Below are 19,934 nucleotides of genomic sequence, written 5' to 3'. Positions count from 1 at the left end.
AATTAGACGGCCTTATTTATCTGGGTGTGCAGTGCCGTGAGTTCCGGCAGCAGTTCGAGCACCAGTCCCACTTGTTGCAACACCAATTGCTCTTTGCTTTCGGGTTCCGGAACGGCTTTGCGAATGCGTTCCGCCAGCTGTTCCAATGCCTGCGCAATGCGCTGGCTGTTTTGTTCTTCCTGATGCAAGGCGCCATCCACGTAACACACGGCGTCATTGAGCAGTTCGAGCGTGGCGGGTGTATTCAATTGTTCGCGGTGCGCGCCCAAGGCCGAGATATAGCTCAAAAGGGTGTGATTCAGGCAGAGCAAGCGGAAGGCGGCTTCCTGCAACGCTTTGTCGGCTTTGGGGTCGGCGGACATGTTGGAGATAACCGAAGCCAGTTCCGCATCGCTGTTGTGGGCGTCCCGCCGCGCGATACGGTACGCGAGGCCGTTATCCTTACCCTGATGGTATTGCACCAGAATGGCATCCAAATAGCGGCAGTTGGCATTCAGCGTTTTATCTACCACCGCCGGCAGTTGGCGGAATTTCCAATCTGGCCAGATAAAGCTGACCGCCGCCCAAGCGATGGCGCAGCCCAGTAACGTATCGTAAACGCGCGGGGCCGCCACCTCGAACCCTTCTCCCAGCAGGTTAAAGCACAGCAACACCAACAGCGTGATGAACATGGTGGCGTGCGCATACTGGACGGTGCGGAAAGCGAAGAACAGGACGCCGGTGATGACAATCAACACCAGCTGTCCTTCCAACGAAGGCACGAAGTAGAGGATAGGCAAGCCGATCAGGATACCGGCCAGAGTGCCGATGATGCGCAGCGCCAGGCGACGTCGGGTGGCGTTGTAGTTCGGCTGGCAGACGAACAGGCTGGTCAACAGGATCCAGTAACCATGCTGCATGCCGGTGAATTGAATGAAGGCGTACCCCACGCACAATACCGCCGACATGCGGATCGCATGGCGGAACAGAGCAGACTGTGGCGTCAGATGGCGGCTGATACGCAGGCGGATGTCACTCCAGCCGGTTAAGCGGTCGTCCGCCAGGCTGTTCTCTTCCGCTTGTCCGCTGGCCAGCGTTTGCTCCGACTCGATATTGGCCAACTGCGCATCGATCGCATGCAGGTTTTTCAATAGATGCGCCAACGCTTTGGTCTGCTCGGTATTGCCCTGGGTCTCGGCGATGCGCGCCAACGCCTCCTGAATACGGTTGAACGCCGGCTCAAAGCGCGGGTTGTGCTGGTATTTCTGCCGCAGCAGGATCGATTGCGCCAGCTGGCGGCAGGCGCGCGCCTGCATGCTTAGCAAACGCTGGAAGCGGAACAGAATGTCGCTGTGGCGGAATTGTCGGCTGAGCGCATGGTATTGAACGTGGGAAGAGCTGGCACGTTCGTGGATATCCTGTGCGACAAAATAGTAGTGCAGGGTGCGGCGAGTGCCGCGTTGGCCGCGGTCGCCCTTAAGGCGCGTCAGCAGCGAGGCTTTGGTTTGGTTAAGCAACGCGACCAACGCGCTGTTGGCCATCGCGACATCCATCCACGGCAGATCAGCGTCTCGTTCGGCGTCGGGATCAAACAGGTTGGCTTTGGCGTCCAGGTAGTTGGCCAACTGATCGTAGCAGCGCGCCAGATTTTCTTGCAGCGGCCGGATGGGAAACAGCAGGTGGCCGGCCAGCGTCAACAGGTTGTACCACAGTGCACCAATCACCAGCAGCAGCGGTTGCTGGTACCAGGCATCGTACATTGAGGCGCCGAGCATGGTGTAAACCGCGATCAGCAGCGCGCCGAAAGCGATGGTGGCATAGCGCTGCCCCAAAGCGCCCAGGAGGATAAAACCGCAGGTCGAGGTGGTTAAGCCAAGGGCGAACAGCCAGGGGTAGGGAAACAGCAACTCGATGGACGCGGAGGCGACAAAGAAGCACACCAGCGTGATCAGCAGGTTGCGCAGCCTGCCGGTCAGGCGGTCATCCAAATCGGTCAGGGCCGCCGCTACCACCCCCAGCGTCAGCGGGATGGTCAGCTTGGGAATGCCCAGCCACCAGGGAACGGCGGCGGTGCCGGTCAGCGCAATCAAGATACGCAGGTGATACAGCAGGTTGCTGTTATAGGCATAACGACGAACTGCGGGTGCAAAAGAGAGCACGAAAAACTCCTCAAACGGAGAAAAAATTAACGCTGATGATATTGGCGGCGAGCATTCTCAATACGGGCTTGCTGAGCCATTTCTACCGAGACGACGCGGCGTCCCACCGGCCACAGCGCGATGGCGGCAATTTTGAAGTTGGCGATGCCGACCGGAATGCCGATGATCGAAACGCACTGCACAATACCGGCGGCGATGTGCGACAGGCACAACCACCAGCCGAACAGCACCAACCAGATAATGTTGAGCAGTGAACCGCTGGCGGAGAGCAGCGCATTGCTTTTTTCCGGGTACAGTTCATCGACGTGCATCGCCTCGTTGCCGAACGGCACCAGCGACAGCTTGGTGATTTCCCAGCAGGAGCGGGTGAGCGGCAGCGTAATGATCAGCAGCACGCTGAACACCGTGGCGATCAGCCAACCCAACGTGGTGAAGAAACCACCCAACACAAAATTAAGAATATTCAGTACAGTACGCATAGACGTCATTCTGCTCTAATGATGGCCAAACCGCGATGCGGGCGTATTCACGATAAAAACGCAAAATCTATTCTACCCTTTTTTTAGCGCTAGAGTGCCACTGCTTATCGCAGGTAAACTGGCAGATATCCGTTATTTAATCTCAATATAGTTATGGCGCGACGATATGGAACTTAAAGCGACATCGCTGGGGAAACACCTGGCTCAGCACCCTTATAACCGCGTGCGGTTGCTGCACGCCGGCGTTGAGGTGAGCGGGGAGAAACATGAATACCTGATCCCTTTCAATCAGCTGATTCAGGTCAGGTGCAAGCGCGGCATCGTCTGGGGCGAGCTGGAGTTTGAATTGCCGGACGAAAAAGTGGTGCGGTTGCACGGCACAGAATGGCAGGAAACACAGCGCTTTCATCACTATTTGCAGCAGGCGTGGCAGCAGTGGAGCGCCGAAATGAGCGAGGTCAGCGCCGGCGTGCTGCAGCAGCAGGTGGCGCAGATCCAGCGCATTGAACAGCTAGATAAATGGTTCAAAAAGTCCGAGCTGGGCAAGCTGCAGCAGCAAATTCGCGAGGCTTTCTCCGCGCTGCCGATGCCGGTGGCGCGCCTGGATGAATTCGATAACTGCCGCGCCGACTACCATCTGTGCCTGCAATGGCTGCAACAGGGGGCGCGCAGCGTCGAACAGCGCAACCGCCAGTGGGCCGAGCGTATGCTGGAGCAACACCACGACTTCTTCCAGACCGTCGAGAGTTCGCCGCTCAACGACTCGCAGAGCCGTGCGGTGGTCAACGGTGAAGACTCGGTGCTGGTGTTAGCCGGCGCCGGCAGCGGCAAAACCTCGGTGCTGGTGGCGCGCGCCGGCTGGCTGCTGCGCCGTCAGGAGGCGGAGCCGGGGCAAATCCTGCTGTTGGCGTTCGGCCGTCAGGCCGCCGGTGAGATGAACGACCGCATCAAAGAGCGGATGGGCGATGTCGGCATTCAGGCCAAAACATTCCATGCGTTAGCGCTGCAGATCATCCAGCAGGGCAGCCGCAAGGCACCGGCTATCAGCCGGCTGGAAACCGATGCCAAAGCGCGCAAAGCGTTACTGATTACCCATTGGCGCCAGCAGTGCACGGAGAAGAAAGCGCAGGCCAAAGGGTGGCGTCAATGGTTGGACGAAGAACTGGAATGGGAGGTGCCGGAAGGCGACTTCTGGCAGGATAAACGCCTGGCGGATCGGCTGGCGGGCCGGCTGGAGCGTTGGCTGGGGCTGATGCGCATGCACGGCGGTAGCCAGGCTGAGATGATTGAGCAGGCGGACGAAGAGATCCGCGATCTGTTCTCGAAACGCATCCGGCTGATGGCGCCGCTGCTGAAAGCCTGGAAAAGCGCGTTGAAAGAGGAGGGGGCGGTGGACTTCTCCGGCCTGATCCATCAGGCGGTCAACATACTCGACAAGGGGCGCTTCGTCAGCCCGTGGAAACATATTCTGGTCGATGAGTTTCAGGATATCTCGCCGCAGCGCGCGCTGTTGCTGGCGGCGCTGCGCCGGCAGAATAAGCAAACCTGCCTGTTCGCGGTGGGGGATGACTGGCAGGCGATCTATCGCTTCAGCGGCGCCGAATTGACGTTAACCACCGCGTTCGCCACGAATTTCGGCGAAGGGGCACAGTGCGCGCTGGACACCACTTATCGCTTCAACGAACGCATCGGCGAGGTGGCTAACCGTTTCGTTCAGCAGAACCCGCACCAGTTGAAAAAACCGCTCAACAGCTTGAGCAAGGGCAACAAAAAGTCGGTGGCGATCCTGCCGCACGAACAGCTGGAACCATTGCTGGACAAACTGAGCGGCTACGCCAAGCCGGATGAGCGCATCCTGGTGCTGGCGCGTTACCACCATCTGAAACCGGAAGCGTTGGCGAAGGCGGCTACCCGCTGGCCCAAGCTGGATCTGGAATTTATGACCATCCACGCCAGCAAGGGGCAGCAGGCGGAATACGTCATCATCGCCGGGTTGCATGAGGGGCGCGACGGCTTCCCCGCCGTGGCGCGCGAGTCGGTGCTGGAAGAGGTGTTGCTGCCGCAGCCGGAAGATTTCCCCGATGCAGAAGAGCGCCGCCTGCTGTACGTCGCGTTGACTCGCGCCAAACACCAGGTGTGGCTGTTGCAGGATCGCGAGCGCCCTTCGGTGTTCGTCGAGCACCTGCGGGATCTTGGCGTGCCGGTGCAGAAAAAACCGTGAGAATCAGGCCTGGCGGTAGCCAGGCCGGGAAGGTTACTTCAGGCGCTCTTGCAGATAGCGCTGATAGTCGGGGATGGCGATCTCTACTGCGCTTTTGAACAGCGGAGAGTCAATCAGAAAATCTGCGGTCGAGCGGTTGGTGGCCACCGGGATATTCCATACGGTCGCCAGTCGCAACAGCGCTTTCACGTCCGGATCGTGCGGCACCGCGTTCAGCGGGTCCCAGAAGAAGATCAGCATGTCTATCTTGCCTTCCGCAATCAATGCGCCGACCTGCTGATCGCCGCCCATCGGGCCGCTCAGCATGCTGATTACCGGGATGCCGCTGGCGCGTTGAATCAGGTTGCCGGTGGTGCCGGTGGCGTACAGCTGGTGCTGCGCCAGAAGGGTCTTGTGGCTTTCTACCCACTCCAGCAGGGCCTGTTTGCGGTGATCGTGCGCCACCAGCGCAATGTGCTTGCGCGCGGCGATAGTGCGGGTGGTCAATTCCATCTCGGTGTCCTTCGCTAATCGGGGATGTGCGACAGATTACTGAAACTGTTTTTCACTGCCTAGCGTTTGCGCCTGAAAATGCGAAGAAAAGGCGCCTTTGCGGCCAAAGGCGCCGGGAAAGTCAGTGAGCCGGTTGCTTATTGGCCCAGCGCAGAAAGCGTTTCTGCGTTTCCTTGTCCGCTTGCTGGAACCAATATTGCAGCATCTGCTCCGACACGTTTTCCCCTTTTAGCGTTACCGTCGGGGCATTCAACGGCGCGCCGGCCAACGGCGACGAAGAGGTGCTGCCGGAGTTCGCCTGAATGAAGGTCGGGACGGAGGCCGGGCGATTTTGACGGTTGTAATCCGTCATCACCTTTTCCAAATCGGCATTGAAGGTGACGCTGTTGGGGTGCAGCACATCATGTTTGAACGGCAGGGCGTTGCCATCTTTATCGACCACCAAATAATTCAACGTTTTGTCAAAGCGTTGCGCGTCACGATCGTTTTCGATGCGCGGCAATTCGATCGCCACCTGGCTGACTTTTTGGGTATTGAAGGTGGCGACCAGCGGCAGGGACGCATAGGCCTGCGTATGCTGGCCGGAACGGACGGTTTTGGTCACTTTAAACAGCAGTTGGTGCTGTCCGCCATCCAGTTCAAGACTGTCGGCGCCTTTTAACAACGAACCTGTCATTTTCTTGCCGTCGACCACCAGCAGGTCGATGTCCGGGGAGAGTTTCAGGGTCGTAGCCGCGGCAGGCATGCTGATGCTGAGCAAAGCCGCAACCACCAGACCAAATTTCATCATTATCTCCTTATAAAGTGACGTAGCTCTAAGTGTTGAACACGGCACAGGTTGTGTCAAAATTTTTCAAGCGGGTATTCTGTTTACATTTTTACATATTTTATCGCGATTAGACACGGCCATGCGCGGCTGAACCGCGAGAGCCTCTGACCATAAGATTACGCTGAAGTTTCCCCCGCGTTGTGTTTAGCCGAGAGAATGACGATCGGTTACACTCGGAGTGGTGAACGACGCAGTGATAAACGGGAGTTTAAGATGCAAGATCAAGAAATTGTCGAGCTGTTGCAGCAGGTCAAAACCATTGCGTTGGTGGGGGCCAGCGATAACCCGGCGCGACCCAGCTATGGGGTGATGGCTTACCTGTTGGCGCAAGGGTATCAGGTGATCCCGGTCAGCCCAAAACTGGCGGGGCAGACGCTGTTGGGGCAGCAGGTTTACGCTACGCTGGCCGCTATCCCGCAACCGGTGGACATGGTTGACGTTTTTCGCAATTCGGAAGCGGCTTACGGCGTGGCGCAAGAGGCGATAGCGATCGGTGCCAAAGCGCTGTGGCTGCAGATTGGGGTGATTAACGAGCGGGCGGCCGCCCTGGCGCAACAGGCCGGGTTGCGGGTGGTGATGGATCGCTGCCCGAAAATCGACATCCCGCGTTTGGGGCTGGAGCGCTGAATAAAAAGGGCCTGGCGTGATGCCAGGCCCTCTTGGAGTTTCTCAGGTCTTGGCGCGGTCAATTGCGCAAGCGTGGCGCCTGTAGCTGGTGACGGATGGATTCCGCCAATTCATCCAGCGATGGTTGCTCGGGGTGTGCCTCCTGGGTTTCGCTATCCAGCTGCGCTTCCGCCAGATAGGTGTGCACCGGTTGGCCTTCCTCGTCTTCCATCACCACGTGGTACCAAGGGGCGGAACGCAGTTCATCGTTCGCCGCTATTTCGTCAGCTTTGGGTTGTTCCAAAGAGTATTCCGGGTCGATATCTATCACGACGCCCAAATACCCCAGCAGTTTATGCCTAACCTGTTGTCCGATACCGAATTTGCTGGCAATCATGATGACCTCCTGAGAAACAATGCCTTGCTCATATATGGGGGCAAAGCAGCGCATTTCAAGTTACATCACCCGACAAGCGAATCCTTTCAGGTACAGCCCTTCAGGATACGTTGCGATCACCGGGTGATCGGCAGCCTGCCGGAACTGCTCTATAAATTGTACATCACGTCCGGCATCTACAGCGGCGTCGGCCAAAATTTTCTGGAACAGATCGGTCGGCATCAGCCCGGAACAGGAGAAGCTGAGCAGAATGCCGCCCGGATTCAGCAGCTGCAGTGCCAGCATGTTGATGTCCTTGTAGCCGCGGCAGGCGCTGGCCAGCTGGTTCTTGTTCTCGACGAACTTCGGCGGGTCCATGATGATCAGATCGAACTTCTCGCCTTGGGCGCGGTAGTTGCGCAGCAGTTGGAACACGTCGTCGCGAACGAACTCCGCCTTGTTCAGATCCAACTTGTTGAGCTCAACGTTCTGCTTGGCGATGTCCAGCGCCGCCTGCGAGGTATCCACGCTGATCACCTGTGCACATCCCCCCATCAGAGCGGAGACGGCGAAGGCGCCGGTGTAAGAGAAGCAGTTCAGTACCCGACGGCCGGCGGAGTAGTTGCGCGCCGCCAGGCGGCTGTCACGCTGGTCGAGGTAGAAACCGGTTTTGTGTCCTTGCTGAATATCTACCAGTAGCTTCATGCCGTGCTCGGTGATCGGCAGCAGCTCCGGCGGCAGATCGCCCAGCACCGGGCCTTGCGCCAGCGGCAGGCCCTCTTTTTTACGCACCGTGACGTCGGAGCGATCGTAAATCGAACATTCCGGGTAGCAATGCTGCAGGGCGGAAAGCAGAGCCGGGCGCTGGTATTCGGCGCCGGCGGACAGCAGTTGCAGCACCAGGAAATTTTGGAAGCGATCGATAGTGATGCCTGGCAGGCCATCGGACTCGCCGGCGATCAGGCGGTAACCGTCCAGGCCGTCGCGCTGTGCGACCCAATCGCGCCAGCTTTGCGCTTGCTGCAGGCGGCGAATGAAGAAATCGATGTTAATCTCTTCATCCTGCTGGAAAGTCCAGACGCGTGCGCGGATCTGCGACTCGGGCGAATAGGCGCCGCGAGCCAGCCATTTGCCTTGGCTGTCGAGAATGTCGATGGTTTCACCGGAGAGGGCTTTGCCCTCAACGCGTTGAACGGCGCCGGAGAACACCCAAGGGTGGCGACGGAGTAAGGACTTTTCACGTCCTTTGGCGAGAAACAGGCGTACGGTCATAATTAATAATGCTGCCAGCTAGGATAGAAAGAGTGACACGGCGGTGCGAAGGCACGGCAATGCCATAACGAAAACTGAATTAAGGGGGCGATTATGACACAAGTTTGCATTGCTGCGTATGTGTATGGCGTGGTGCAGGGCGTAGGGTTTCGCTATTCCACTCAGCGGCAGGCCGAGGCGCTGGGGGTGACCGGCTACGCGCGCAACCTCGATGACGGCAGCGTTCAGGTGGTGGCTTGCGGCGCGCAGGCGCAGGTTGACAAATTGGTGGCGTGGCTGAAACAGGGCGGCCCGCGCAGCGCGCGCGTCGAACGCGTGCTGGTGGAGCCGCAGGGCGCGGCCGATTACGTCGGGTTCGGTATTCGCTATTAAACGCCCGCCGGCAGCGCTGCGGCGGACAGCACGATCAGATGCACTTTACCGGTTTCGGCAACCCGGCGATTTTGGTGGCTTGTTTGGCCGGCCCTTTCGGGAACAGGCGATATAGGTAGCGACTGTTGCCTTTTTCTTCGCCGTATTTTTGCGCCATGGCTTTGACCAGCATGCGAATGGCCGGCGAGGTATTAAACTCCTGATAGAAGTTGCGCACGAAGCGCACGACTTCCCAGTGTGCTTCGGTGAGCACGATCTCTTCCTGTGCGGCCAGCAGCGGCACCAGGCCTTCATGCCAGTCGGCGCTGTTTTTCAGATAGCCCTGTGCGTCAGTGTCGATAACCTGACCTTCAAACTCCAACATACTGCCTCGATAACGGATAATTCAGAACGGCCGCCAGTTTAGCAAATTTTTTCGTCGGCAAAAAACAAAGCCCCGCCGGAGCGGGGCTTGGAAGGCATGCGTTGTGCACCATTAGTTGCTGCGTGCGAAGCCCAGAATGCTCAGCAGGCTGATGAACATGTTGTAGAGCGACACATACAGGCTGACGGTGGCGCGAATGTAATTGGTCTCGCCGCCGTGAATGATGTTGCTGGTTTCCCACAGGATCGCGCCGGCGGAGAACAGGATGAACAACGCGCTGATCGCCAGGTGCAGGGCAGGGATCTGCAGGAACAGATTGGCGATCACCGCGACCAACAGCACCACGAAACCGGCCATCATCATGCCGGACAGGAACGACATGTCTTTACGGGTGGTCAGCACATACGCCGAGCAGCAGAAGAACACCGCTGCGGTGCCGCCCAACGCCAGCATGATCAGATCGCCCGCGCCGGCGTTCAGGAACGAGCTGAGGATCGGGCCGAGGGCGTATCCCATGAAACCGGTCAGCGCGAACGCCGCCAGAATGCCCGCCGGGCTGTTGGCCAGCTTATGGGTCAGGAACATCAGTCCGTAGAAACCGACCAGCATCAGCAGCAAGCCTGGTGCCGGCAGGCCCAGCATGGTGCTGGCGGTCGCGGTCAGGGCTGAAAACGCCAGGGTCAGGGATAACAGGAAATAGGTGTTGCGCAGGACTTTATGCGTGCTGAGCAGCGAGTCGCGCGAGGAAGATGAGACGACAATGCGGTCCATAATGCTCTCTCTTATCAAGCCATCACAAAATAATCCCGATGATAGGCAGCGCAAGCGTTTGATTAAAGTTTGTTTACCAATCTTTACCCTTAGTTATCATTGCCGCAACAGCGAGGGCGTGATTGCGCATTTGTTCGCCGCTTGCGCCGCCTCCGCCGATTTTTCGCGCGGTTGAACCCTGCCGGGCTTTACAAGCGAATAAGCTCTGTTTATAGTGCGCTCCGTTGCGGAGGGGTGGCCGAGTGGCTGAAGGCAACGGTCTTGAAAACCGTCGACGGGAAACCGTTCCAGAGTTCGAATCTCTGCTCCTCCGCCATACATTCTGACCCCGCGCTCTCTGAGCGCGGGGTTTTTTGCTTTTGCGTGCTGAGAATCAGAGGCGCGCTTGCAGGAAACGCGATCGGCTATTGATAAGGGCTATGCATCGGTGAGATTATGCAGGTATCAAGGCTGGCCGCTCGAGCACCTGTTTTTGTCAGGCGTTATCGGCGCGATAATCAACGCCGCCTTATTGATTTCACGTAATGCTCTTATGGAGACAGAGATGAACTGGTATCAAGTCGCCCTATGGACCATGATTTTTCTGAAGTCCGGCGCTTTTCTGGTGTTCGTATGGTGGTGGATGTTCAAACGCGCGACTAAACCTTATGTGCGCCCGCAAGACGTCGTGGTGGACGATACGCCGTATGACGAGAACCTCACCATGGAAGAAGTGATGAAAAACCATGGCATCGTCCGTACGGATATGTCGGTAAAATAGTCATCCTCCCCAACCGGTATCGGGGGCGTGTTTGCCACGAGCGCGCCCCATTGTGCTTCGCAGCGGTCTCTTTGCTGTATGCTGTTCTCCGGTTAACGGCATAGCGTTACCGGGAAAAGCACGCCATGTACGATGTATGCATCCTGTCGAACTTTACGCATCGAAAAAACGCCGTTCTTGATGCCGAGAGAGATCATGGGTATTTCCTTGGTCAGCTCATCCGGTGCGTTGTCATCGGGGGTCTTGCTGATTTCTCGGTGAGTAGTCATGTAAAATCCGTGATCTAACCTCTTTATATCAAAGTTTATTTTTCTATCCAGGCTATAAGTTTTGTCACCCACGGTAATGTCCCCGCGTTGAACAATCATGGCGTGATGTTCGTCATAGATGAATAAACTGCCCGTCATTTTTAATTCCAGATCATCGCCTGAAGCTAATCGTTTTGTCGTTATCGTATCGGCTTGGCAATTCATATGCACAGGCGCGGCGGGCGTTAAGATACGAAACAGGACAATGAAGAGAATCACTGCCAAAAATCCGATAATCAGTGTTTTGGGATTGTGCAATACGGCCATTTATTTTCCGTTGAGAATTTTGTAGGTAACACACTGGGTATATTGTTCTTGCGATCCGAGATAACACGCCCCGAGAAAAGTGTTATAAGTCAACGTGTGTTTTACGGAGGAGAAATAGATATCCGCCTTACTGTTTATGCAATCAACGCCGCTGCTTTCTAACGCCTGGTTAACCATGCTTTTTTCCAGTTCGTCATCAATATGCTTATCCGCATCCAGAGAATACAAGGTGCAGTGTCCTTTCTTTCCTAACGGAATTAACTTTTCTCGAGGTTGATCAGCCGGTTCGATAGGATAGAGCGCTGCTACGATCACCAGCGGTATAAATATGCCGCAGATAGCGGCAATAGCGCTAATTTTTGCCTTTTTCTGCGCTGGCGGGTTATGGGGTTCGGCAGCCGGAGGGAGGAGCGAAAGCGGTGCTGGAACGGAAGAAGGCGGCGTTTCGTTAACGATTACCTGCGGTGATGGGTAAATATCAATCATGGCGGTGAAGCAAAAACCGACTTTCGCCAGGGTCTTTATCGGGGAGGTTTCTCTCCCCAGCAGTTTGAATGCTTTCCTTATTTCACTGACGGCCACATTGAGGCTGATCGATGAACCTGAAAAACCATACTCTTCCCATACCTTTTTTATCAACATCTCACGTTTCAATGGGATATTTGGATGAGTCAGCATTTCAATTAACAGCCGTGAGGCCGGGTTGGATATTCGTATCGATGACTCATCGTTATCAATGAGTTGGAGATAACAGGTGTTTGCGTCATAGATCACGCAGAGATCGATAATGTATTTCATATCTGCAGGTTTTTATAAAGATATAGGCGTCCAGTGCGCGGCTAGTATTTAGGTAAAAGGTGGGGAGGTCAAGGATTATGGCGGAAATCATAAATGAATTGCGGTGCGTTTTTATTTTCCCTTCGGATGCAATCCCTGTATATGGCGCTAATGTATTGGCTTTTTTGGATGTTTATGCTGATTTTATAAATATTTATAGATTATTATAATTATAATTTGCGTTATAAAAAATAATCTTTCTGTATTCGGCGGTTTGATGCAGAATTATCCTGGCTGTACGGGATGGGCTTTTGCTGCGCCGATAGCTTATTATTTATGCGTGGATGGTAATGAGAATCTTCCTTAAAAGTACCCCTCTTGCTGTAACAAGGGGGCACTCCTCTTAAGCCATGGATGGGAGTAATATGCTCAGTATCGGTATCGTGACTGAAAATCTGTTTTTCAGAGAGGCGATCAAAAGAATATTGATGCCAAGGGTTTTTCACAAAGATCACATTATTACCTGCTATGACGATCTGCCTTTGGTTGTAGGGCGACATTGCCACGATATTCTCATTGTCGATGATGCGGTGAAAAGCATACTGCGTTTCAGTATGACGGCGGCGTTATTAGCGGCTATTCATGGCCTAAAGATCTTTATTGCGACGGAAGAGCGGCGTCGTTTGTTATGTCGCATTTCACGGCGTGATGTTGTGGTGCTCAACAAAAAAGGAAGCGTCTCCGGCATAAATAAAACGCTGGCTTTGCTGTTGAGCGATATGTCTCAACGTTCAGTGCGGCAAGAAAACACCGATGATAATGAACCTGGCTGCGCAGCGAAACATTGTCTGACGGAAAGTGAAGTGGAAACGCTTCATTTGCTTTCTTTCGGCTATACGGTGACTCAGGTGTCCAGAATGCTGGACAAAAGCGTGAAAACCGTCAGCACGCAAAAATGCAGTGCATTACGGAAAATGGGGTTGGAAAATCGGGTGCATAATTTATTGGGAATTTCTTCCGGTTTCATAGGTGAGGTGTAGGGGGCTATTTCTCGCTTATATCCCGGATTTATGCATCACGTTATTTCTTAATTGTATAAAAACAGGAATGTGGTTGATCTTTTGTCTCTGCATAACGGGGAGGGATGACTTCATCCCGCCGGCAGCGGCCATTTTTATTTATTCTCTCAAACCAAACTGTTATGGAGTCTTATCTCATGATGAAGAAGATGCTTTCTGTTGCAATCATGGCGGCCGCGGTCGCTGCGCCTACGGCTTTTGCTGAAGACAATTCCGCCGGTGGCGTCATTAACTTTACCGGTGCCATCACCGACACCACCTGTACCATCAACGGCGGCAAAAGCGCGGACTTCACCGTGGCGCTGAGCCCGATCTCAGTGACTGATGCAGGCGCCGCCGTTGGGCCAATCACCAAGAACAAGAAGTCCTTCTCGCTGACCTTCTCCGGCTGTTCGCCGGCGGCCGGTAGCGCAGGCACCCCGCTGAAGATTTACTTCTCCTCCGCGGATAACATTTCCACCGACGGCAAATACCTGCTGAACAATTCGGTTAACGAGAACGACGCTTCCGTGGCGAAAAACGTAGGTTTCTCCCTGGCGGAAACCGGTTCTTCCACGCCGATCCAGCTGAATGTGCCTTATGTCACCGACATTATGGGCGACAAAACGGCACCGGATTCGGAAACCCTGACGTTGGATGCGTACTACTACAAAACCAACGCCGAAGCGGCAAAAGTGGGCGCTCTGAGCTCCAACGTGACTTACACCATCTCTTACCTGTAATCACGCTGACAGCCAGGCCCGTGATTGGGCCTGGCCACCCGGGGGAACGATGAAGAAATACGTGATGATGGCGGTGCTGTTGCTCGGTTCCGTTGGCGCTCAGGCCAATGTGGTCGTTAACGGCACACGGGTGATCTACCCGGCAAACAACAAGGATGTGATTGTCCAGTTGCTGAATAATGGCGCCGACCCCTCATTGGTTCAGGCATGGATCGACGACGGCGATATCAATTCCACCCCGGAAACCGCCAACGTGCCGTTTTTGCTGTCGCCGCCGGTGGTGAAAGTGAACGGCAACAGCGGGCAGCAGTTGCGAATTCAGAAGGTCGGCGCCGCGTTGGCGACGGATCGTGAATCGGTGTTCTACCTCAATGTGCTGGATATCCCACCTACGCCGGAAAACCTGCAAGGCACCAATACGCTGCAGTTGGCGATCAAGTCGCGCATCAAACTGTTCTACCGCCCACAGGCGCTAACGCGCGGCGTAGAAAACGCACTGGAAAAACTGACGCTGCAAGCCAACGGCAAAGGGTTCAAGGTGGTCAACAACAGCCCTTATTTCATCACGGTGGCGAATATCGGCCAGGGTGCGGATAAGCATCTGTTGGTGGACTCGCTCATGGTGGCGCCGTTTTCCACCCAGTTTGCCGCCAGCAAACGATCGGTCAGTGAAAACGTCCGCTATGACCTGATGTATATCGACGATCTGGGGGCTTACAAGTCCAAAGCCATCACCGCACACTAACCTGAAAGAACAATAATGAAGCTGAATAAAAAAGTCCTCTCGCTGCTGACCGCCTCTTCATTCTTGTTGCCGGATAAGGTCTGGGCGGTGACGTTCGATACTTCGCTGCTGGCCGGCGAATCGCGCGATTCCGATCTCTCGCGTTTTTACCTTAACAATGACATGCCCGCCGGTCGGCAAGAGATCGACGTGTATGTCAACCATTATTGGAAAGGGCGCTATGCGTTGCTGTTTGGGACGCAGCGTGACGATATCCAAATCGATTATCAGGATGCGCAGCGACTGGGCATCGATCTGAGCCAGTTGCCGATGCCTCAGGCTCCCCGGACGACGCTGCCGGTCGCCACGCTGGTACAGGGCGGGCGGTTCGATATGGACGTCGGCGCGCTGAGCCTGCGGCTGACGGTGCCGCAGGCGCGGGTCAATCGGTCGGAAGCGGGATACGTGGATCCGGCCTTCTGGAATCGCGGCATCTCCGCGCTGACGCTGGCCTACAACGCGACCTACTACCACGCCGAGTCGCGCGGCGACGGCAATCGCAGCAACAATGACGATTTTTATACCGGGCTGGAATCTGGGATCAATCTCGCCGGTTGGCAATTTCGTGACAGCAGCAGCTTTCGCCACGGCAGCGGGCGGGGGAGCCACTGGCAGAACAATACGCGCTATCTGCAGCGCGGCTTCGCCGATATCAAATCCAACCTGACCGTCGGTGATTTTTATTCGCCGGGGAATCTGTTCGACTCGGTACGCATCCGCGGGGTAGCGCTGACCTCGGACATCAGCATGCGCCCCAACTCGCAGCAGGGCTTTTCACCGATCGTGCGGGGCGTGGCGCAAACCAACGCCCTGGTAAAAGTGGTGCAGAACGGCAACGTGATCTACCAGGAAAACGTGCCGCCAGGCGCCTTTACCCTCGACAGCATTCAGCCGACCGGCTCGGCGGGCGATCTGTGGGTGACGGTCAAAGAGGCGGATGGGCGCGAACAGTCGTTCAGCGTGCCGTTTTCCGCCGTACCCAACATGTTGAAACAGGGTGTCAGCCAATACAGCGTGCTGGCCGGCAAGGTGAACGAAAGCAATACCGATTACGATCCCGGCTTTGTGCAGGGTACCTTGCAGTACGGGTTCAGCAACCTGGTGACCGGCTATGCCGGCAGCATATTGAGCGGCGACTATCAGGCCTGGCTGCTCGGCAGCGGCTGGAACCTGCCGATAGGGGCGGTGTCCATCGATTTGACGCATGCCGACACCCGCCTGAAAGACCGCCGCGAAAGCGGGCAGAGCTTCCGCATCGCCTACAGTAAATTTCTCGACGTCACCGCCACCAACTTTACGCTGGCGGCCTACCGCTACTCCACTCGCGGTTATTACAGCTTTACCGACGCCGTCTACTCCAATGACGGCTATCGCCAATTGGAACGGCAGTTTGATCGCTGGCGCGACGAGGACGGCTTATCAGAACTGGACATGAACACCTGGGATGCGCTGCGTTCCGCGCGGCCGAAAAATACCTTTACGCTTAACCTGAACCAGCGTCTGAACGAAGGGTGGGGCACGCTGTTCTTCTCCGGCTCCCAGCGCGATTACTGGACGGCCAACGCGAAAAGCCGTGAATATCAGTTGGGGTACTCCAACAATCTGGGGCGCGTCAGCTACTCCGTTTCTGCCAGCCGGGTGCGCAACAGCCAGCGTGAGGAAGAGACGCGTTATTACCTGTCGTTCAGCCTGCCGCTGTCGGTGTTCGACAACAACGCCTACCTCAGCACCGGCCTGTCGGCGACGGACGCTCACTATCAGCAAAGCACGGTCAGCCTGAGCGGCAACGCGCTGGAATCTAATCGCCTGAGCTACGCGCTGAGCGGCAGCAACCGCAGTGGCGGCGACAACATGGCCAGCGTCAATGCGGCCTATCGCACCAGTGTCTCGACACTCGGCGTCTCCTACAGCGAAGGTAACGATTATCGCCAGAGCGGTCTCAGCGCGCGTGGCAGCCTGGTGGCGATCCCCTGGCATGTGCTGGCGTCGAACGAAATCGGCAACACCATGACGGTGGTGGAAGCGCCGCAGGCCGAGGGGCTGATGGTTAACGGCGACGAAAGCATCGTCACCAACACGCAGGGCTTGGCGCTGGTGCCTTACGCCACGCCGTACCGGCAAAACTCGGTCACGCTGTCGGATACCGGCCACAGCAGCGGGGCGGAAATCAACGGCAACGTTGCTAACCACGTGCCTTACTACGGCGCGGTCAGCTACCTGAAATTCGACACCGATCAACGTCGGCCATACCAGCTGCGGGCGCAGCGTACCGATGGCGCACCGCTGCCGTTCGGCGCCGAAGTGCTGGATGAAAACGGCCGGTCGATCGGCTTTGTCGGCCAGGCCAGCGTACTGTACCTGCGCGCCGAACGGCCGCCAGCGGCGTTGACGGTGCAACTGCGCGACGGCAGTTGCCGCATCGCCAAACCGATTCTGACGCTCGACGCGTCGCCCGGCGTTTGCCGCTAATACAGGATAACCGAACCTATGATCAGGCTGATTTTTTTGCTGCTGCTGTCCGGGCTGTTCAGCGGCTATAGCTATGCTTCCTGCTATGGCAGGGGCATTGAATATGCCCCTGCGCTATTCGTCGATCTTTCTGACAAACTGAGCGCCGCTAACCCGGTATGGGAATACCAGGCGTCGACACAGTACAGCGGGACTTTCCGTTGCTCAGGCAGCAAATTTGAATTTTCCTATACGCCGGTGCTGTCACCGAAAGATAAATATGCCACCTACATCGGTTTCAATGACGGTAAGCAGTGGGTACGTGCTGAAATCACCAATGACATCAAGAATATTACGTTAAGAGGGGCGGGAAGCCATTCGGCCAGCGAACTGAATACGATGATGACGATCCGTTTTTCGCTGGTACAAAAACCCAAAGACGGGTTGTTGGTGAATGGCGATAGTTATCCCTTTGAAGACGTGCTGTTTGTCAGTGATATGAGCGGTATGTCATTGGGAGAGATTATTGGCTGGCCGTTAAAAATGTTGGGCAAACTGCTGTCGTGGATCGCGAGCGGTTTTCGAAAATGGCCTTATGACGACCGTGATATGTACGGTCAACCGATGACGGTGAGGTACGCGCCGAAAACCACCACCTGCCGTTTCGACAACGCCGGCCTGACGGTCAGATTGCCCAAAATGGGCGTGGCGCAGGTGCTGAATAACAGCCAACCCGGCTACACGCCGTTCTCGCTGAACATCAGCTGCCAGAACATGCAGCAGGAAGGCATCGCCGATCGCGCCGTTGAGATGTTCCTGTCCAGCAATAACCTGCTGGCCTCCGACGCCAGCGTGCTGACCAATGCCAACGCGGGCGGCGCACAAGGGGTAGGGCTGCGCCTGGTTAAACGCGACATGCCGAGTTCGCCAGTGGTGGTGTCGCCCTCCAACGTCGATCGCGGCGGCGCCACCTCACTGTTTCACGTCGCCGCCGGCGGCAGCCTGAACAGTAGCTTCACCATCGGCATGGGCGCTTATTATTACCCTTATCAGCGCGATGGCGTGACGCAGGGGGAAATCAACACCTCGGCCACGTTGAACATCATCTATCCCTGAGAGGGATGGGCTGAGAGCGCTGGTGCGCTACCGTATTCGCTCACCGGTGCTCGCCCGGGTGTTCGAAAATATACGCGCCGGCACCCTGTTGGCCCCAAATATCGTTTGGATTGCGCAGCGGGCAGTCGGTGAGCGACAGGCAGCCACAGCCGATGCAGCTATCGAGACGATCGCGCAGCATCGTCAGGCGTTGAATGCGCTCATCCAGCGTTTTACGCCAGGCCGAAGACAACATCCCCCATTGCTCTGAAGTCAACTTGCTGCCGGCGGGAAAACGGCCCAGTGTGGCGCGGATCTCCTCCAGCGGAATGCCCACGCTTTGCGCGATCTTGATCACCGCGATGTAGCGCAACACCACTGGCGCGTAGCGGCGCTGGTTACCGGCGTTGCGCGTCGCCTGAATCAGCCCCTTGCTCTCGTAAAAGTGTAAAGCGGACACCGCCACGCCGCTGCGCTTCGCCACTTCCCCCACGGTCAGTAGCCGATGGGTGTCAATCGGTTCATTTCTTGCCATTCAGCGTTCCTCAGCTTGACCTCAAGTTAACCTGAGGTTTTATAGTGCAGCCAGCCGGGCTTGGCAACCGGCATCTCTCGTCACCTGCCTGCGCTGCGTCGGGGGAAGGATGGCTTTAGCTGTAAAATCAGGAAGAAACCGTTACATGATGAAACGATACCTCATTATTGCCGCGCTGCTGGCGGCGCTCGCCGTCGCTGCGGTAGCGATGCGATCCACCGCGCGGCAAACCGAAGACGCGCTGGCCTATCCGCCGGTGAAAGTGGCGCTGGCACCCGCTTTGCGTGAACAGGCGGCGCGCAGCTATGCCGGCGTGGGCGAACTGGAGGCGGCCAGCCAGGTGGAGGTGGCCGCGGAGACCAGCGGCCGCATCACGCGCATTCTGTTTGAGTCCGGCCAAACGGTGCGGCAGGGGCAACTGCTGGTGCAGCTCAACGATGCGGTCGAACGGGCTGAGTTGGTGCGCCTGCAGGCACAATTGCGCAATGCCGATCTGTTGCTGGCGCGCATGCGCAAACTGATGAACCTCAACGCCACCGCGCGGCAACAGCTGGACGATGCGCTGGCCGCACGGGATATGGCGCTCGGTGCGGTACAGGAAACGCAGGCCAAAATCGCGCAAAAGGCAATCCGCGCGCCGTTCTCCGGCACCATCGGCATTCGCCGCGTGCATGAAGGGCAATATCTCAACGCCGCCGAAGCAGTGGCGAGCCTGGTGGACGCCGATACGCTGCGGGTCAACTTCTCGCTGGACGAACAAAGCAGCGCCGGGCTGGCGCTGGGGCAGGCGGTGTCGGTGCAGGTTGGGGCGTATCCCGAACGCGCTTTCCCCGCCGCCATTAGCGCTATCGATCCGATGATCGGCAAATCCCGCACCGTGCAGGTGCAGGCGACGTTGACCAACCGTGAGGGATTGCTGAAGGCCGGCATGTACGCCGGCATTCGTGTCACGCAGCAGCAGCGTGTGGCGGTGCTGACGGTGCCGGAAACGGCGCTGACCTATACGGCGTACGGCGATACTGTGTTCCTGGCGCAGCAGGGTGAAAAGGGCATGACGGTCAAGCGCGTCTCGGTCACCGTGGGTGAGCGCAACGACGGGCGTGTCGAGATTATCAACGGCCTGCAGGAAGGCGATCGGGTGGTGACTTCGGGCCAGCTCAAGCTGAGCGACGGCATGGCGGCCGAGCCGGTGGCGCAGGATACCCTGAACGCCGCCCAGGCCGGTTCCTGAGGAGAGAC

21 protein-coding genes and 1 tRNA gene are annotated in these 19,934 nt (G+C 56.8%); 11 read left to right on the top strand and 11 right to left on the bottom strand.

The window, feature by feature from the left end:
• Positions 1-2 precede the first annotated feature (2 nt).
• The gene (yccS, locus tag BHU62_RS00680; RefSeq protein WP_073528677.1) at positions 3-2,138 is read right to left on the bottom strand and encodes a YccS family putative transporter; all 2,136 of its coding nucleotides are present in this window, start codon (positions 2,136-2,138) and stop codon (positions 3-5) included.
• A 26-nt stretch (positions 2,139-2,164) separates the two neighbouring features.
• Entirely contained in the window at positions 2,165-2,617 is a 453-nt protein-coding gene (locus tag BHU62_RS00675) for a YccF domain-containing protein (RefSeq protein ID WP_073528676.1), read from the bottom strand.
• Positions 2,618-2,783: 166 nt separating this feature from the next.
• Here BHU62_RS00675 and helD point away from each other — a divergent pair, with 166 nt between their 5' ends.
• Positions 2,784-4,838, top strand: coding sequence for a DNA helicase IV (gene helD / locus BHU62_RS00670; RefSeq protein ID WP_073528675.1), 2,055 nt, complete (start codon positions 2,784-2,786; stop codon positions 4,836-4,838).
• A gap of 33 nt (positions 4,839-4,871) precedes the next feature.
• Here helD and BHU62_RS00665 read toward each other — a convergent pair whose 3' ends face one another.
• Together BHU62_RS00665 and BHU62_RS00660 are read right to left on the bottom strand one after the other, a co-directional pair.
• Positions 4,872-5,330 carry a methylglyoxal synthase gene (locus tag BHU62_RS00665; RefSeq protein WP_073528674.1) on the bottom strand — a complete coding sequence of 153 codons (459 nt, stop codon included), beginning with the start codon at positions 5,328-5,330 and terminating at the stop codon, positions 4,872-4,874.
• Between the two features lie 121 nt (positions 5,331-5,451).
• The gene (locus tag BHU62_RS00660) at positions 5,452-6,117 is read right to left on the bottom strand and encodes a DUF2057 family protein (protein ID WP_073528673.1); all 666 of its coding nucleotides are present in this window, start codon (positions 6,115-6,117) and stop codon (positions 5,452-5,454) included.
• Between the two features lie 255 nt (positions 6,118-6,372).
• Between BHU62_RS00660 and BHU62_RS00655 the strand changes: the two genes are divergently transcribed.
• Positions 6,373-6,786 carry a CoA-binding protein gene (locus tag BHU62_RS00655; protein ID WP_073528672.1) on the top strand — a complete coding sequence of 138 codons (414 nt, stop codon included), beginning with the start codon at positions 6,373-6,375 and terminating at the stop codon, positions 6,784-6,786.
• A gap of 58 nt (positions 6,787-6,844) precedes the next feature.
• Here the strand turns inward: BHU62_RS00655 and hspQ are convergent, their stop codons facing one another.
• Positions 6,845-7,162: a heat shock protein HspQ gene (gene hspQ, locus BHU62_RS00650; RefSeq protein WP_073528671.1), complete on the bottom strand. Its 318-nt coding sequence runs from the start codon at positions 7,160-7,162 to the stop codon at positions 6,845-6,847.
• 60 nt (positions 7,163-7,222) lie between these two features.
• Entirely contained in the window at positions 7,223-8,413 is a 1,191-nt protein-coding gene (gene rlmI / locus BHU62_RS00645) for a 23S rRNA (cytosine(1962)-C(5))-methyltransferase RlmI (RefSeq protein WP_073528670.1), read from the bottom strand.
• Positions 8,414-8,506: 93 nt separating this feature from the next.
• Here rlmI and yccX point away from each other — a divergent pair, with 93 nt between their 5' ends.
• On the top strand, positions 8,507-8,785 hold the full coding sequence (yccX, locus tag BHU62_RS00640; protein WP_073528669.1) for an acylphosphatase: 279 nt from the start codon (positions 8,507-8,509) through the stop codon (positions 8,783-8,785).
• A gap of 34 nt (positions 8,786-8,819) precedes the next feature.
• Here the strand turns inward: yccX and tusE are convergent, their stop codons facing one another.
• Positions 8,820-9,149, bottom strand: coding sequence for a sulfurtransferase TusE (gene tusE, locus BHU62_RS00635; protein WP_073528668.1), 330 nt, complete (start codon positions 9,147-9,149; stop codon positions 8,820-8,822).
• Between the two features lie 111 nt (positions 9,150-9,260).
• Entirely contained in the window at positions 9,261-9,920 is a 660-nt protein-coding gene (yccA, locus tag BHU62_RS00630) for an FtsH protease modulator YccA (RefSeq protein WP_004928091.1), read from the bottom strand.
• Positions 9,921-10,148: 228 nt separating this feature from the next.
• Between yccA and BHU62_RS00625 the strand changes: the two genes are divergently transcribed.
• Both BHU62_RS00625 and BHU62_RS00620 read left to right on the top strand, forming a co-directional pair.
• Positions 10,149-10,236 (top strand) — tRNA-Ser (locus BHU62_RS00625).
• Positions 10,237-10,464: 228 nt separating this feature from the next.
• Entirely contained in the window at positions 10,465-10,680 is a 216-nt protein-coding gene (locus BHU62_RS00620; protein ID WP_016928277.1) for a hypothetical protein, read from the top strand.
• A gap of 92 nt (positions 10,681-10,772) precedes the next feature.
• On the opposite strand, the gene BHU62_RS00615 is transcribed toward BHU62_RS00620, so the two are convergent.
• Both BHU62_RS00615 and BHU62_RS00610 read right to left on the bottom strand, forming a co-directional pair.
• Entirely contained in the window at positions 10,773-11,255 is a 483-nt protein-coding gene (locus tag BHU62_RS00615; RefSeq protein WP_073528667.1) for a hypothetical protein, read from the bottom strand.
• Positions 11,256-12,053 (bottom strand): winged helix-turn-helix domain-containing protein, encoded by a 798-nt coding sequence (locus BHU62_RS00610; protein WP_073528666.1) that lies wholly within the window; start codon positions 12,051-12,053, stop codon positions 11,256-11,258.
• A gap of 404 nt (positions 12,054-12,457) precedes the next feature.
• Here BHU62_RS00610 and BHU62_RS00605 point away from each other — a divergent pair, with 404 nt between their 5' ends.
• The 5 genes from BHU62_RS00605 (at position 12,458) to BHU62_RS00585 (ending at position 18,181) form a co-directional block, all read left to right on the top strand.
• Positions 12,458-13,072, top strand: a complete 615-nt coding sequence (locus tag BHU62_RS00605; protein WP_073528665.1) for a helix-turn-helix transcriptional regulator — start codon at positions 12,458-12,460, stop codon at positions 13,070-13,072.
• A 176-nt stretch (positions 13,073-13,248) separates the two neighbouring features.
• A complete protein-coding gene (locus tag BHU62_RS00600; protein WP_073528664.1) occupies positions 13,249-13,833 on the top strand; it encodes a fimbrial protein in 585 nt (194 codons plus the stop codon).
• A gap of 49 nt (positions 13,834-13,882) precedes the next feature.
• A complete protein-coding gene (locus BHU62_RS00595; RefSeq protein ID WP_073528663.1) occupies positions 13,883-14,578 on the top strand; it encodes a molecular chaperone in 696 nt (231 codons plus the stop codon).
• Between the two features lie 15 nt (positions 14,579-14,593).
• Complete coding sequence (locus BHU62_RS00590) at positions 14,594-17,086, top strand: fimbria/pilus outer membrane usher protein (RefSeq protein WP_073528662.1); 2,493 nt, start codon at positions 14,594-14,596, stop codon at positions 17,084-17,086.
• An 18-nt stretch (positions 17,087-17,104) separates the two neighbouring features.
• Positions 17,105-18,181, top strand: coding sequence for a fimbrial protein (locus BHU62_RS00585; RefSeq protein WP_073528661.1), 1,077 nt, complete (start codon positions 17,105-17,107; stop codon positions 18,179-18,181).
• Between the two features lie 40 nt (positions 18,182-18,221).
• On the opposite strand, the gene soxR is transcribed toward BHU62_RS00585, so the two are convergent.
• Positions 18,222-18,695 (bottom strand): redox-sensitive transcriptional activator SoxR, encoded by a 474-nt coding sequence (gene soxR, locus BHU62_RS00580; RefSeq protein WP_073528660.1) that lies wholly within the window; start codon positions 18,693-18,695, stop codon positions 18,222-18,224.
• 145 nt (positions 18,696-18,840) lie between these two features.
• Between soxR and BHU62_RS00575 the strand changes: the two genes are divergently transcribed.
• Positions 18,841-19,926: an efflux RND transporter periplasmic adaptor subunit gene (locus BHU62_RS00575; protein WP_073528659.1), complete on the top strand. Its 1,086-nt coding sequence runs from the start codon at positions 18,841-18,843 to the stop codon at positions 19,924-19,926.
• The last annotated feature ends 8 nt before the right edge of the window (positions 19,927-19,934 follow it).

This window comes from Serratia marcescens, assembly GCF_001902635.1.
Lineage (GTDB): Bacteria > Pseudomonadota > Gammaproteobacteria > Enterobacterales > Enterobacteriaceae > Serratia > Serratia marcescens_F.
Note: the sequence above shows the minus strand (reverse complement) of the source record. Positions and strands in the feature narration are given on the sequence as shown.